Source organism: Rhizobium sp. CCGE531, from assembly GCF_003627795.1.
In the GTDB taxonomy this organism is placed as follows: domain Bacteria; phylum Pseudomonadota; class Alphaproteobacteria; order Rhizobiales; family Rhizobiaceae; genus Rhizobium.
Genome location: NZ_CP032685.1, coordinates 1,050,346 through 1,063,829, shown reverse-complemented (window position 1 = coordinate 1,063,829; position 13,484 = coordinate 1,050,346). Strand labels below are relative to the sequence as shown.

The 13,484-nt window shown below is 58.9% G+C and carries 13 protein-coding genes; 7 read left to right on the top strand and 6 right to left on the bottom strand.

What is annotated here, in order from left to right; translation table 11 throughout:
• Positions 1-159 precede the first annotated feature (159 nt).
• Both CCGE531_RS24445 and CCGE531_RS24440 read left to right on the top strand, forming a co-directional pair.
• The gene (locus CCGE531_RS24445; protein WP_348633018.1) at positions 160-516 is read left to right on the top strand and encodes a DUF982 domain-containing protein; all 357 of its coding nucleotides are present in this window, start codon (positions 160-162) and stop codon (positions 514-516) included.
• Positions 513-704: a hypothetical protein gene (locus CCGE531_RS24440; protein ID WP_120668571.1), complete on the top strand. Its 192-nt coding sequence runs from the start codon at positions 513-515 to the stop codon at positions 702-704. Before CCGE531_RS24445 ends, CCGE531_RS24440 begins: the two co-directional genes overlap by 4 nt.
• A 264-nt stretch (positions 705-968) precedes the next feature.
• Here the strand turns inward: CCGE531_RS24440 and CCGE531_RS24435 are convergent, their stop codons facing one another.
• On the bottom strand, positions 969-1,871 hold the full coding sequence (locus CCGE531_RS24435) for a LysR family transcriptional regulator (RefSeq protein WP_120669403.1): 903 nt from the start codon (positions 1,869-1,871) through the stop codon (positions 969-971).
• A gap of 129 nt (positions 1,872-2,000) precedes the next feature.
• On the opposite strand from CCGE531_RS24435, the gene CCGE531_RS24430 reads away from it, so the two are divergent.
• Positions 2,001-2,402: an SgcJ/EcaC family oxidoreductase gene (locus CCGE531_RS24430; RefSeq protein WP_120668570.1), complete on the top strand. Its 402-nt coding sequence runs from the start codon at positions 2,001-2,003 to the stop codon at positions 2,400-2,402.
• Positions 2,403-2,843: 441 nt separating this feature from the next.
• Here CCGE531_RS24430 and CCGE531_RS24425 read toward each other — a convergent pair whose 3' ends face one another.
• Positions 2,844-3,197: a hypothetical protein gene (locus tag CCGE531_RS24425; RefSeq protein ID WP_120668568.1), complete on the bottom strand. Its 354-nt coding sequence runs from the start codon at positions 3,195-3,197 to the stop codon at positions 2,844-2,846.
• Positions 3,198-3,340: 143 nt separating this feature from the next.
• Between CCGE531_RS24425 and CCGE531_RS24420 the strand changes: the two genes are divergently transcribed.
• The 3 genes from CCGE531_RS24420 to CCGE531_RS24410 all read left to right on the top strand — a co-directional run bounded on the left by CCGE531_RS24420 (position 3,341) and on the right by CCGE531_RS24410 (position 6,802).
• The gene (locus CCGE531_RS24420) at positions 3,341-3,991 is read left to right on the top strand and encodes a UdgX family uracil-DNA binding protein (protein WP_120668566.1); all 651 of its coding nucleotides are present in this window, start codon (positions 3,341-3,343) and stop codon (positions 3,989-3,991) included.
• Between the two features lie 62 nt (positions 3,992-4,053).
• Entirely contained in the window at positions 4,054-5,193 is a 1,140-nt protein-coding gene (locus tag CCGE531_RS24415) for an HlyD family secretion protein (protein WP_120668564.1), read from the top strand.
• A gap of 1 nt (position 5,194) precedes the next feature.
• Complete coding sequence (locus CCGE531_RS24410) at positions 5,195-6,802, top strand: DHA2 family efflux MFS transporter permease subunit (RefSeq protein ID WP_120668562.1); 1,608 nt, start codon at positions 5,195-5,197, stop codon at positions 6,800-6,802.
• A gap of 15 nt (positions 6,803-6,817) precedes the next feature.
• On the opposite strand, the gene CCGE531_RS24405 is transcribed toward CCGE531_RS24410, so the two are convergent.
• Complete coding sequence (locus tag CCGE531_RS24405; protein ID WP_120668560.1) at positions 6,818-7,690, bottom strand: NAD(P)H-binding protein; 873 nt, start codon at positions 7,688-7,690, stop codon at positions 6,818-6,820.
• 203 nt (positions 7,691-7,893) lie between these two features.
• Entirely contained in the window at positions 7,894-8,751 is an 858-nt protein-coding gene (locus tag CCGE531_RS24395) for an AraC family transcriptional regulator (RefSeq protein ID WP_120668556.1), read from the bottom strand.
• 179 nt (positions 8,752-8,930) lie between these two features.
• Here CCGE531_RS24395 and CCGE531_RS24390 point away from each other — a divergent pair, with 179 nt between their 5' ends.
• Complete coding sequence (locus CCGE531_RS24390) at positions 8,931-9,737, top strand: Ku protein (protein ID WP_120668555.1); 807 nt, start codon at positions 8,931-8,933, stop codon at positions 9,735-9,737.
• Between the two features lie 9 nt (positions 9,738-9,746).
• On the opposite strand, the gene ligD is transcribed toward CCGE531_RS24390, so the two are convergent.
• Positions 9,747-12,323: a DNA ligase D gene (ligD, locus tag CCGE531_RS24385; protein WP_120668553.1), complete on the bottom strand. Its 2,577-nt coding sequence runs from the start codon at positions 12,321-12,323 to the stop codon at positions 9,747-9,749.
• Between the two features lie 2 nt (positions 12,324-12,325).
• Positions 12,326-13,213 (bottom strand): Ku protein, encoded by an 888-nt coding sequence (locus CCGE531_RS24380; RefSeq protein WP_120668551.1) that lies wholly within the window; start codon positions 13,211-13,213, stop codon positions 12,326-12,328.
• Positions 13,214-13,484: the final 271 nt, after the last annotated feature.

Below are 13,484 nucleotides of genomic sequence, written 5' to 3'. Positions count from 1 at the left end.
AGTTGATCGCTTATAAATGGTTTCGCGTGAACTGAAAGTGAATCGCAAGGCGGGACAAAGGTTGGCGTTCACCTCAGGGTCTTGGCGTCAACAACAATCAACGCCGATAAAAGTTTCCAAACCCGAAAAGAAAGAATCTCGTGACAGCATGTCGATGGGATGAGCTTCGGGAACAAATGGCCCGCGCCTGTGGTTCATTATAAGGGGAGAGGGCCTCCAAGAAAATGGGAGGATAGCATGTACGAAGTCATTGATGTCGAATTTAAAACGCTTTGGAACGCGCCTGTCCGCCTCACCGCTGGAGATCAGAGCTGCCAGACAGTCCAGGGGCCGGAAGATGCAATCCATTTCCTGTCGCGGCGATGGCCGTGCGAAAGAGGTTCGTCCTACGCCCATGCGAGGGAGCGCTGCGTCGCAGCCGTTTCGCACCAGATTCCGGTCGAGGCATCCAGAACAGCTTTCGTGATGGCCTGCCTTGATGCGCGCTTGATGACAAGAGGCGGATATCGGCCATGAGCAACGACGATAAGATTTCCGAAACGGACGCTTATGAACTCGGCGCGAAGGCCTTCCAGAAGGGTGCGACCGGCGACAACAACCCCTTTCCGGAAGGCGACCACCGTCGAGACAAGTGGGCGCATGGGTTCATGGACGCGCAGAAGATCCTGAGTGATCGGGATGTGCCAGGGCGCCCCTCAGCCTGATCGAGGACGATTATCGCCTCGCTGACCCGGATTTGCTTATGTCTTAGATAGCCGCAGCGTGACCCATGCTTGCGTGGTTCATGACGGCTGTCGCACCGGTAAATGAAGGGATCATGTCCTTGACGCTCAGATTGGCGAGTCCGTCCGGTCGGGTTTCGGTCTTGCGCCATCGCTTCCTAAAACCGCACCGATCTCCTTGTTATCGCTCATGGTCGGCCATCTCCTTGTCAGCTCAAAGCGGCAAGTATGCAGGATGGCGACGGATTACCATATAATGCTGCGGATGCGGGGCTCGAGGAGCGGTATCATCTCTTTGACTTTCGGAGACGAATTCCTGTGGGATGCGTATACGAGATAGCTGGGCCATGGGGCCGTTGACCACCCCGGGAGTACATGGACCAACTGCTTCCTCGAAATGTCGCCACGAACCAAAGTTGGCGGCATAAGGGCAATCCCTTCACCGATCAACGCGAGATGCTTGATTGCGCCAACGGAGTTTGAGGAAATCCGGGCTCGCGGAACTATCTTGGCTTTCTGGCCGTCGGTGGAAACCAAATTCCAGGTGGCCAAGCTGTTGGCGTCCTGTTCGGGCAAAATGACAAGGCATTGATGAAATGCCAGTTCGCCTGGCTGACTGATCGCGGAAGATTGTTCCAGGTATTGGGGAGCGGCCACCAGTATCAGTCCGGCTTCCCCCATTCGCTTTGCCGTAAAACCTGCGTCTTTGAGCGGACTTGCCCTGATGGCGATATCGAATCCTTCACCGACCAAGTCCACAAGACGATCCGTCAGCAGCATCTCGACTCTCACTTCGGGGAACTTCTTGTTGTACTCTATCACCGCCTCGCAGACCGAGGTGTAGTCGAAGTCGACGGGCGCTGTGATTTTCAGGGTGCCGGACGGGTGTTGTTGGAATGACGAGGTTTCTTCGCCGGCGCTCGTCAGGGCGGCCACAGCCAGCTCGGCTTTCTTGAAGAATATGCTTCCAGCATCCGTGAGACGGAGTTTTCTGGTCGTCCGAACGAGAAGGCTTACCCCAAGGGCTTTCTCGAGGTCGGAAATCCTGTCGCTAACAGTCGAGTTGGGAAGGCCCAGTTCCGCTGCGGCTCTTGTAAAGCTTCCCATCTGCACGACCCGAACGAATATCTTCGCGCCATTCAAGTCCACAGGCCGCTCCCATTCACTATCCGACAAAGCGGATAATATAATCGAAATATACGGGCTAATCCACCTGCACATGGCGGTCTATTTCTAGCACTCGTTCCAGATCAGAAAACGAAATGTAAGGAAAACCGCATGTCACAGAACCATACAGACAAAACCCAGATCGAGCAGGTCATCGAAAAATATATCGACGCACTGAATCAATCGAAAACCGAGATGGTGCTCCCGTTGTTTACCCTTGATGCCGTGCTGATGGGAGTGGACGCCCCGACGGTGGAGGGAGCGGAGCAACTCAGGGCTTTCTTCGATCACGGCTTCGGTATGATCAAGCTCGAACCCAAAATCGACATCGACGAGATAGTGGTCAGCGAAGACTACGCATTCGCGAGATCGCATTCACAGGTGCGGTTCACCGTATTGCAGACGAACGAATCCCATTCCGAAGAGAATCGGGAGCTGTTCGTATTCAGAAAGGATGGCGGTGATTGGAAGATCGCGCGGTATATGTTCAATAAGGTGCCTACATCCCGGTAGTTCGGCGTTAAGAAAAGCGTCCAACCCCGCATAACGAACTTTGCTCTCCAGGTTAGAAGGTGGGCGGCTATAGACTGTATTGCCGACCCACCATCCTTTTAAATCCGGAATTTCTCCTCCGCCTTGGTAACCGGTCACGATCGGCCGAAACACAAGTGCCGGTCGGTGACGCCTGCCGAGGGGGAGAACCGAATGCCCGCAAAACATCTATGTCCTGTGGGCAGCCCCACTCCAAGCACCGGTCGGCACGCCGGGATGTGTGCGGCAATACCTAATGGAAATTCTTGCTCTTCACCTTGAAAGTGTCAATATGCAGATTAGGCACAAACATGTCGCGGATTTCCGTTTCCGCCGTGGATTCCTTTTTTGGCTGGTCGCCGTCTACCAGCGGTCCCGAACCGTCGCGCTTATCGGCTGTTCCCGCACGGCAAGGCAAACGGATCAGCTGTCGCCTTCTCGTTCGTTGACGTCGATCTGACCCTTCTCGGCGAGGATCGGCAGGGCGATATTGTGCTGCGCCTCGTTCATTTCCTGCACGGTAACCAGCGTTCCGCCTTGTTCGAGAGCCGCCGCATAGGCGGCGCGCTGTTCCTCGTGAAAGAAGATTCCAGTCAACGCATCGAGAAAGCCCATATGATCGATCGGCGACGTATCCGGTCGATTGCCCGGCGTCATGGTGATTGCGTCCTTGGGTATGCCGGCATCCATGAGTGCCTGGGCCGCTGCCTCCGCATCATATTCGTCGTTGAAGAATGCGCTCAGCGCAAAGGAGCCTATTTTGCTGCCGCTGTTCATGGCGGGTTCCTCCGTTCTTACTGTTTCATCGTTCTAACGAGCAGCGAAGGAGTGGGTTCCCCTGCGGAGGGCATCCGAGCATGGAACAAAGAGAACGGCGATTAGTTGATCGTCGTAGAGTCTGGAACCATTGCGAGCCCCCAATGCTCGATAGATTTCCTTTGGCCGGTACAGGTCCCTCGCTGGCATATGAACATGCGGACGCAGAAACCCTCGGTGAGCTGCGCGACGATGCTCGTTCATGCACGCGGTGCGATCTTTATCGCAATGCCACCCATCTCGTCTTCGGCGAAGGCCCCGACGTGGCCGATATCGTGCTTGTCGGCGAACAGCCCGGCGACAAGGAGGATTTGGCCGCGCGGCCTTTCGTCGGACCGGCGGGCCGGCTTCTCGATCAATGCCTCGAAGAGGCGGGCGTGGATCGGGATCGCTGCTACGTCACCAACGCCGTCAAGCATTTCAAATACCAGATGCGCGGCAAGAAGCGCCTGCATGCAAGGCCCAATGCCGGAGAGGTGCAGCGTTGCGCCTGGTGGCTCGGGGCTGAACTCGAGCTCCTGAAGCCCAAACTGGTCGTCGCACTCGGCGCGACAGCGGTATCCTCGCTGCTCGGTTCGAAGGTCAAGGTCATGCGCGACCGTGGCCATATACTCTATTCCTCGGGAAAGCCCGATGTTCTCGTGACCATTCACCCCTCGGCACTTTTGCGGATCAGGGAACAGGATGAAAAGGAGAAGAGCCGGCTCGCCTTCGTTCGGGACCTGAAAAAGATCCGGCGCTTTCTGCGGCATTGACCATCGTTTCAACCGATTGACCGGGAGCTGAACCCCACACGACAACAAGCAAAGGTCATGTCATGGCTGACAATCAACCCGATATCATGGAAACCAAGCCGGCTCGGCCGAAACAGCAGCCCGCTGCCGCCGATCGTCAAAACGACGTCTCGGAGGGAAAACGGCCTTCATTCGTCCGTCGTCACCCCTTCTGGATCCTCTCCGGCATTGTGGTGCTGGTGGCTCTGATTATCGCCGCATGGTTCGGCTGGAAGATCTATTTCTATCCTTACGAGTCGACGGATGATGCTTTCGTCGGCGCGCGCAGCTTTTCCGTGGCCGCCAAGGTTTCCGGTTATGTCGCGGACGTTCCCGTAACGGACAACCAGCATGTCAAGGCCGGCGATGTCATTTTGCGGATCGAGCCGCGTGACTATCAGATCGCGCTCGATCAGGCTAATGGCCAGGTGGAGGTGGCCAAGGCGGCCGTTGATAGCGCCGGCGCGCAGATCGAAGCGGCCGACGCTTCTGTCGACGTCGCCAGAGCGCAGCAGAATTCCGCCACCGCAGCCCTCCAATATGCGCAGCAGGAATCCAATCGCCAGCAGCAATTGGTCAAGACCGGTTCCGGCAGCGTGCAGGCCGTCCAGCAGGCAGCGTCGACCCTGCAACAGGATCAGGCAAGCCTTGCGCAGATGCAGGCGAGTGTGACATCCGCATTGAAGAACAAGACCGTGTCGGAAGCCCAGAAATCCAGCGCGCTCGCCAGCCTGAAACAGGCCCAAGCGCAGGCGGAAGAGGCACAGCAGAATCTAAGCTATACGACGATCACCGCAGCCCAGCTGGGTCGCGTTGTCCGTCTCACCGGCGCCAAGGGCCAATATATCGATGCTGGGCAGGCGATCTCGACATTCGTGCCCGACGAAATCTGGATTACGGCAAACTTCAAGGAGACGCAGCTGACGGACATGCGGCCGGGCCAGCCGGTCGACCTGACGATCGATGCCTATCCGGATCACACGCTCCACGGCAAGGTAGCATCCGTCCAGCCGGGCTCCGGAACGGCCTTCTCTCTATTGCCGGCCGAGAATGCGACCGGCAACTACGTCAAGGTCACTCAGCGCGTGCCGGTCAAGATCATCGTCGACAAATGGCCCGCAGATGTCGCCATCGGCCCCGGCATGTCCGTGGTGCCGACGGTGACGGTGCGCCCGAGGAGCTGACATGAGCGGCGCAAGCGCAACGGCCGGGGCAGGGGCGTCCTCCGCGCAAGGCACCAACCCGTGGCTGATTGCCATCGTGGTGTCGCTGGCGACCTTCATGGAGGTGCTCGATACGACGATTGCCAATGTGGCGTTGCGCTATATTTCCGGCGGTCTGGCCGTCAGTTCCGACCAGGCTTCCTGGGTGGTCACCACCTATCTCGTCTCCAATGCGATCGTGCTGGTTGCCAGCAGCTATTTTGCAGAGCGGTTCGGCCGTCGCAGGTTCTATCTCCTATGCCTGGCGACCTTCACGATTGCTTCCGTCCTGTGCGGGCTATCCTGGAATCTGGAAACATTGCTGATGTTCCGGATGATCCAGGGCTTTGCCGGCGGCGGCATGGTGCCGACCTCGCAGGCGATCCTCGCGGATGCCTTTCCGCCGGCAAAGCGCGGGCAGGCCTTCGCTCTTTTTGGCGTGGCCGTCGTCGTCGCGCCGGTCATCGGGCCGACATTAGGCGGCTATCTCTCGGACAATCTTTCCTGGCACTGGTGTTTTCTCATCAACGGCCCCGTCGGCGTCTTCGCCTTTGCCCTTGTCTATGTGCTGTTGAAGGAAACGCCTCAGACGAAGCGCATACGCGAGGAGTTTCGCCGAAAAAGAGTCCGCTTCGATCTCGTCGGCTTCCTGCTGGTAGCGACCTTTCTAGGCTCACTGGAACTCGTGCTGGATCGAGGCCAGACGGACGATTGGTTCGGCGCCGGCTTTATCATTGCGATGACCGGCATATGCGTGCTCGCATTTCTCCTCGCGATTCCCTGGGTTCTGACCAAAGCCAACCCGATCATCGACGGATGGTTGCTTGGCACCCGTCAGTTCGGGTCCTGCTTCATCGTCATGATGGCGACCGGTGCCATCCTGATCGCGACGACGCAGTTCATTCCCGAAGTCGTGCAGCAGAACTACGGATACACGGCGACCTGGGCCGGACTTGCCCTGTCGCCGGGCGGGCTTGTCACCATGGTCATGATGTTCGTCGCCGGGCGCGCGAATTCATTGGTTCAGCCGAAATATCTGATTGCCATCGGCGCTGCGATCATTGCCATGTCCATGTGGCAATTGACGCGGCTCTATCCCGGCCTGAACTTTGGTTTCTTCGTCTGGTCGCGCCTCTATATCGGACTTGGTCTGCCGCTGATCTTCATCCCGATCACCTCAGCTTCCTATTACGGCCTCAAGCCGGAGCAGACCAACCAGGCGTCCGCCATGATCAATGCGGCCCGCAACATTGGCGGTTCGATCGGCGTCTGTGTCGCGTCGAACGTCCTGGCCCATCGCGAGCAATGGCATCAGAGCCGCCTTGTGGAGCATGTCGTGCCATCCTCGCCGGCCTACCAGGAGACGCTGCAGACCATGTCGCGCTATTTTGCCGAGAAGGGGGCGACGGTGGCAGACGCGAAGGCGCAGGCGACCGCCTGGATCGGGCAGCAGGTGCAGACCCAGGCGAGCTATCTCGCCTATATCGATGTGTTCCATGTGCTGATGCTGATCGTGCTTTGCGCCATTCCGCTTGCATTGATCCTCAGCAATGTCGATCTCAAGGAAGGCGGCGGCGGCGGTTCGCATTGACAGCGATATACGCTCTCAGCTCTTGAGAAGTCGCCGCAACACGTCGATCATTTCGGTCGCCCCTCGACGTATCTCGCCAACACCGCCTTCCGCGTCTATTCGGCCGGCATTGTGGGCGATATAGAGTTCGACGAGCAATTGCGCATATTCCTCGGACAGGCCGGCTCGTTGCAATGCTGTCTGCCAGTCGGCCTCGGGCAGTGGTCGAGCGATGACGTCGCGGCCCGTCAAAGACGCTATGGCAGCGGCGACATCTTCCGGCGTATAGCGCCGTGGCCCTTCGACATGGACAATTCTCTCGATTGCGTCTGTCTTGTCCAGAAGCAGATCGGCAGCGACCGCGCCCACGTCGAAGGCTGAGACCGTCGGAAGAGCCTTGGTCAAGGGATGGTAGAAACTCGGCAGCCGCCCGCTCTCGGCTGAGGCCTTTGCCAGACGAGCCCAGTTCTCCATGTGCTCGGCCGATCTTAGAAGGATAAGCCTGGAATCCAGCTTTCGGAGACGCATTTCCAAAGCGTGAAAGATCAAGGTGACGCCGGTTCCCGAACTGTGTTGTGCGCCATAGTCGGAAATGGCGAGAACGGTTCGAGGTTTGGCCGCGGCCAGGGCCACACCGACTGACTCGATCAGTTGCATCATGCTTAAGCGGGGATGCTGCGCGCGAACATCGACTGGACAGATGACTTGAACGGCACTCGCCCCATCGAACGCGGCGGTCAAAGCCTTATGATCGCTCGCGTCGGCCATGGCGACTTCGCAGCCGAGTTCGGAAAATTCCTTTGCTTTCGAGGGATCCCGCAAGATGGCGCGAACCGGAACGTCGGCCTTGCGTAGGGAGGCGATGGTCGTGCGGCCAACCTTGCCGCCGGCACCGAGAATTGCATGCATGGGGTCTTCTCCTGTCGATATCCCTGCAGCCTATCCGTCTGTGCTCACCGGATCGCACATGTTTGGACGGTCAGTTGCAGGTTCGGACGACAATCGACGCCAAAGCATGTCACGCAAAAGTGTGCAGCGGTTTTGCGACTACGACATGCACAAATTCAAGGACCTAAAGCGCCAGAAGCGAATCCGAGAGATCGCGACGCGATTTAGGAATGCATTCGGTTTATCATTCCGGGGGTGAGACCCAGAATGCGACGCATCCAATGGCTCATGTGACTCTGATGGGCAAAGCCGGTCGCCGCCGCGACCTGGGCAAGGGACATGTTGCCGGACAGGATGAGCAATCTTGCACGCTCGACCCGGCTTGCCAGGACATATTGATGAACCGGCATCCCGAATGTGGCGCGAAAGAGCGGCTTCAGATGCGATACGCTGAGCCCGGCAACCTCCGCCAGATCGGCGAGAGACAGCGATTTGTCGATATGCTCTTCGATAAATTCCGCCAGGCGGCGCCTTTGCTTGCTCGTCAACGCCACGCCCGTCGCAGGAATGTATGTCGCTTCCTGCCCGTCGCTTTCCACAAGGCGAATTGCCAAAGCCAACCCCAATGCCTCGGCATAGGTCCGGTCTGACGGTACGGCTGCCTCGATCTCTGTCTTGATCGCCCAGGCGATCGATTCCAGCCGGGCATCCCGAAGCTGGAATTTTGGTTTCAGCGAAAGCGTGCCGGGATTTCGGCCAAGCGCGTGAGCGGCGGACTGAAGGAGTTCCGGGTGAATATTCAGGCGCAGAATGGTGCAGTCGCGGTCATCTTCCCACCAGCCATCCAGTTCCGCCGGAACGATGTCGATATCGCCGTGTTTCTGTCGGCGGCGATGCTGCAGGCCATCGCATTGGCAAAATGCGTTCACGGCTCGCCCGAAGTGAATGCCCAGCCGATGCGTCTGCGATCCAGGCACATGGGTGCGGCCAGCCCGGAGATGCAGGAAGTTCGCCTCCAGTCCCTTCCAGCCGCGTTCCCTGCTGGAAAAGAGCGTCGTGGCGGCGCTGTTGAGCTGATCCATGATTTGCTGTTCCCGCCAATCCATCGCCCCTGGTTTGAAGCGATCCGGAGCATCGGAGTATAGGCAAGCTTACCTATCCGGTCGAGTTGCCTTTCAGCCGCGACGGAAGCCATGAGCCGGTCGAGCGGAACCATGCAAGGCGAAGACCGTTCCTCCTTCTCGTATCGGAGGAAAAATTCATGGCTCCGCGATCATTCTGGAAGGGCTACCTCAAGCTGTCGCTCGTGACCTGCCCTGTCGCCATGGCGCCCGCAACCAGCGACAATGAGAAGGTTCGTTTCCATACGCTCAACAGGAAGACAGGCAATCGCATCGTCAGCCGATATGTGGATTCCGTCACCGGCAACGCGGTGGATGAGGACGATGAAGTCAAGGGCTATGAGCGTGGCGAGGATGACTATGTCATGCTCGAAGACGAGGAGCTCGATGCGGTCGCCCTGGAAAGTACGCGGACGATCGATATCGACATGTTCGTGCCGCGCGACAGCCTCGAATGGATATGGTTCGATACCCCGCATTATCTGACGCCGGATGATCCCGTCGGCGAGGAGGCTTACTGCGTCATCCGCGACGCGATGGCGGCGAGCCGCATGGTCGGCATATCCCGGCTGGTCATGTATCGCCGCGAGCGCGCCGTCATGCTGGAGCCGAGAGACAAGGGGATCGTGCTTTGGACCTTGCGCTTTGGCGACGAGGTGCGTGACGATCGGGATTATTTCGGCGATATCGGATCGAAATCGATGGACACCAAGCTGATGCAGTTGGTCGAGGAGCTCATAGAGGAACGGACGAAGCCATGGGATCCCGGCATGGTCTCGGATCCCGTCCAGGAGAAGCTGCTCGAGATTATCGCCTCCAAGAAGAAGGGCCGGAAGCGTCCCACCAAGGCGAAGGTGGAGGAGGAAGCCGCGCCGAGCAATGTCATCAGCATCATGGATGCGCTTCGAAAGAGCCTTTCGCAGGAGAAGGGCGCCAGGAAGCGATAGCAGGCTTGATCATGAGCCACGTTTGCCTTTTGCTTGCGATTGACGCAAGGGCTCTGCGGCGGCCCTGAAATCGGCCCAGGGATCGGAACGAAGCGCGGCAAGCCGCGTCGCTACGTTGGGCACGGTGAAGTAGTCCGGGCCGATAGCCGGGCTCAGTTCCTCCCACAAGAGCGGCATGGAGACGGCGGCGCCTGGGCGAGCGCGGGTCGAATAGGGGGCGACCGCCGTCGAGCCACGCTGGTTTCTGAGATAATCGATAAGGATCTTGCCGCGTCGTTTCGATTTCGTGATGGTCGAAACATAGCGCCCGGGGCTGTCAGCCGCCATCGCGTCGGCGATACCCTTTGTGAAAGCCTTGACCACAGGCCATTCGGCCTTCGCGACCAGCGGGCAGACGATGTGCAGCCCCTTGCCACCCGATGTCTTTATGAAGGGGACCAAGCCGGCCTGTTTCAGCCGCTCGCCCGTTTCTTCCGCGGCGGCGATGACCTCGGTCCAGGCGACGCCCGGCCCCGGATCGAGGTCCATGATGATCATGTCAGGCTTTTCCCAATTGCCGACCATCGATCCCCAGGGATGGATTTCGAGAACGGCCGCCTGCACGAGGCCGATCAACCCGTTCAGGTCGTTGATACTCACATAGGGCTCTTCGTCCTGCGGATCTTTCGCCAGGGCGATATTCCGGTTCATGCCTTTCCAGGCGTGCTTCTGGAAGAAGTGCTGGCCGGTAATGCCGTTCGGGCAGCGCACGAGCGCAAGCGGCCGGCCGACGACGTAGGGACCCATGTAGCGCCAAACCTCCGTGTAATAGTCCGCAAGTCCTGCCTTGGTAACGCCCTCGTCCGGCCAGTAGAGGCGGTCGCCGTGCGTCAAGGAAACGCTGCTGCGGGCCGGTTTTTCGGTTGAGGTTACCGTGGCGGTTTTCGGTGTTTCCCGAACGATATCAAGCGGCTTCTTGTCCTCTCTCAAGCCACGGAAGGAGGCATGACGCAGATGACCATCGGCCGTCCAGGCACGGAACTCGACCTCGGCTACCAGTTCGGGTCGCACGAAGCGCACGCCACGATTTTCTTCCGCCGTCAGCTTCGTTGCAAAGGGATTCTTCTCCGCTTTCAGGCGGTCGAGTGTTTTGAAAAGCTGCTCGGCAACGATGTGTGTATAGCCCGTGCCGACGCGACCGACATGTTCGAGCTTGCCACGGTCATAGACGCCGAGAACCAGCGAGCCGATCGCCTTTCGCGATGTCGTGGAGGGAACCCAGCCGCCGATGACGAATTCCTGCCGCGACGAACATTTCGATTTGACCCAGCTCTTTCCGCGGCCGGGGCGATAGGGATCGTTGGCGACCTTGGAGACGATCCCTTCCAGGCTCAACCGGCAGGCATGGCTCAGCAGCAGATCGCCATTTGCATCAAAATGGCTGCTGAAGCGAAGCATACCGGTCTCGGATGAGATGATCTTCTGCAGTAATTCCTTGCGACTGACCAATGGACAAGAGCCGAGATCGTAGCCATCCAGATAGAGGAGATCGAAGGCATAGAAGATGAAGCGATCGCTGCGGCCCTCACTGAGATCCGCCTGAAGTGCTGAAAAGTCCGAGGCGCCGGCAGCCGGCTCGACGACCAGTTCGCCATCGATGATCGCCGTGCCGACAGGCAGGTCCTTGAAGGCGGCGATAATTTCCTTGCCGAACTTGCCGGTCCAGTCGAGCCCGCTGCGGGTGAGCAGCTTGATGCGCCCGGCCTCCATGCGGACCTCAAGCCGATAGCCGTCGAATTTGATTTCGTGAAGCCAGCGCGCGCCCGAGGGGGGCTTTGCCACGAGCGTTGCCAGGGCCGGCTCGATGAAGGCCGGCAAAGAGGCCTTCCTGGCGCCCTTCAGGGAGGATGGATCGACAGCCTCCGCATCTGCTTCCGGCTCGGCTTTACGCGTCTTTTCCTCGGCGACGCCATTTTTCGTCCGGCTCTTCCTGCGATCGATCTTGCCGGTCTTCGAGGACCAGCCCGGTTTTTCGCCCTCGACTTCGTCGATGACGCGCCCCGTTTTCGCCGATTCCGGCCGCTCTTCGAGAATGTCGGGCGCCCCTTCCGGGCGGGCCGCATCGTCCTCCCCCTTGATCAGCAGCCAGTTTTCCCGCTTCTCGCGCAGCTTTCCCGCCATGCGGATCAGGTGCCAGCGGCCACCGAGCTTTTTTCCATGGAGCTCGAATTCGAGATGTCCCTTGCTCAGACCTCTATGAGGATCGCCAAGCGGCGTCCAGGAGCCCTTGTCCCAGACGAGGACGGTGCCTCCGCCATATTCGCCTTTCGGGATGGTGCCTTCGAAATCGCCGTATTCCAGTGGATGGTCTTCGGTCAGCACGGCGAGCCGCTTTTCGCCCGGCACGAGGCTCGGCCCCCTGGTCACGGCCCAGCTCTTCAAGACGCCATCCAGTTCAAGGCGGAAATCATAATGGAGGCGGCGCGCATCATGTTTCTGGATGACGAAGCTGTCTCCTGAGGCTCTCCGCTTTCCCTTGTCTGCGCGCCCTTTCGGCTCGGTCGTTCTCGTGAAGTCACGTTTACGGTTATAGGTTTCCAAGACCATCGTCAGCCAGCCTTGCGTTGCGAACGTGACGTGGACGCGGATCGCGATTTCTCTGTCTTGCGAGAGGTCGAGCCGGATTTTTGCGGGGCGCGCTTCGGGCTTGCCTTGCCGCGGCCTTCCGCGCCGGCGCTTTGGCGCAAGGCCTCCATGAGATCGGTAACCTTGGCGACCTTCGCATGCTTGCGTTGCGGGATCGCCCTGCCTTCGATCTTGGCTTTGACGAGCTCCTTCAGTGCGGCTTCATAGCGATCGTCGAATTCGCCGGCGTCGAAGCTGCCTTCCTTCGTGGCAATGATATGCTTGGCGAGATCGAGCATCTCACCCTTGATCTTCATGTCGGGCACGTCCTCGAAAGCGTCCCTGGCCGAGCGAACCTCATAGTCGAAGTTCAGGGTAGTGGCGATCAGCCCCTTGCCGTGTGGGCGGATCATGAGCGTTCGCAGACGGCGAAAGAGGACCGCCCGGGCAATGGCGGCCACTTTCTTCCTGCGCATGCCCTCGCGGATCAGCGCAAAGGCTTCTTCGCTGGCCGATGCGGAAGGGGCAAGATAGTAGGGCCGGTCAAAATAGACGTCGTCAATATCAGAGCACGCCAGAAAAGCCTTTACGCGCAGAACCTTGTCGCTTTCCGGCACGGCGGCGGCGACCTCCTCGGGTTCCAGCACGATGTAGTCGTCCTTGTTGAGTTCATAACCCTTGACCTGGTCGTCGCGCGGCACCGGTTTTTCGGTCTGGCTATCGATGAATTCGCGCCTGACACGATTGCCGGTTTCCCGGTTCAGCGTATGGAAGGAAATCCGCTCCGAGGTCGAGACCGCCGTGTAAAGGGCGACGGCGCAGCTGACCTCTCCGAATTTCAGATATCCTTTCCATTGCGCGCGCGGGCTCATATGCGGGCTCCAGTCGTCTAGGCTCCAGGTCGACAATGGAAGTCAAACGACATTCGCCGATCATTGTTCCCTTCCTGCTCGGAAGCGGTGCACTGTCAGCCACGCCGGGAACCATCGAGTAACGCCCGTGGCATCGCGTGAGGACGCGGCTCCTTAAGGAAGTCGCGTCCATCGATATCAGCCCAAGGTCACTTCCAGCTGGTATAGTCCGATGCGACGCATCCGAAGGGCGCCCGTTGATCGCCGAAACGCTTCTTCAGCTGATCGCAGC

What these genes read in the sequence shown, in the direction of transcription:
- CCGE531_RS24425 (WP_120668568.1), bottom strand. Translation starts at nt 3,197, where the DNA reads ATGAACAGCGGCAGCAAAATAGGCTCCTTTGCGCTGAGCGCATTCTTC.
- ligD (WP_120668553.1), bottom strand. Translation starts at nt 12,323, where the DNA reads ATGGTCTTGGAAACCTATAACCGTAAACGTGACTTCACGAGAACGACC.
- CCGE531_RS24415 (WP_120668564.1), top strand. Translation starts at nt 4,054, where the DNA reads ATGGCTGACAATCAACCCGATATCATGGAAACCAAGCCGGCTCGGCCG.
- CCGE531_RS24405 (WP_120668560.1), bottom strand. Translation starts at nt 7,690, where the DNA reads ATGCATGCAATTCTCGGTGCCGGCGGCAAGGTTGGCCGCACGACCATC.
- CCGE531_RS24420 (WP_120668566.1), top strand. Translation starts at nt 3,341, where the DNA reads ATGCTCGATAGATTTCCTTTGGCCGGTACAGGTCCCTCGCTGGCATAT.
- CCGE531_RS24395 (WP_120668556.1), bottom strand. Translation starts at nt 8,751, where the DNA reads ATGGATCAGCTCAACAGCGCCGCCACGACGCTCTTTTCCAGCAGGGAA.
- CCGE531_RS24410 (WP_120668562.1), top strand. Translation starts at nt 5,195, where the DNA reads ATGAGCGGCGCAAGCGCAACGGCCGGGGCAGGGGCGTCCTCCGCGCAA.
- CCGE531_RS24430 (WP_120668570.1), top strand. Translation starts at nt 2,001, where the DNA reads ATGTCACAGAACCATACAGACAAAACCCAGATCGAGCAGGTCATCGAA.
- CCGE531_RS24380 (WP_120668551.1), bottom strand. Translation starts at nt 13,213, where the DNA reads ATGAGCCCGCGCGCGCAATGGAAAGGATATCTGAAATTCGGAGAGGTC.
- CCGE531_RS24445 (WP_348633018.1), top strand. Translation starts at nt 160, where the DNA reads ATGAGCTTCGGGAACAAATGGCCCGCGCCTGTGGTTCATTATAAGGGG.
- CCGE531_RS24440 (WP_120668571.1), top strand. Translation starts at nt 513, where the DNA reads ATGAGCAACGACGATAAGATTTCCGAAACGGACGCTTATGAACTCGGC.
- CCGE531_RS24390 (WP_120668555.1), top strand. Translation starts at nt 8,931, where the DNA reads ATGGCTCCGCGATCATTCTGGAAGGGCTACCTCAAGCTGTCGCTCGTG.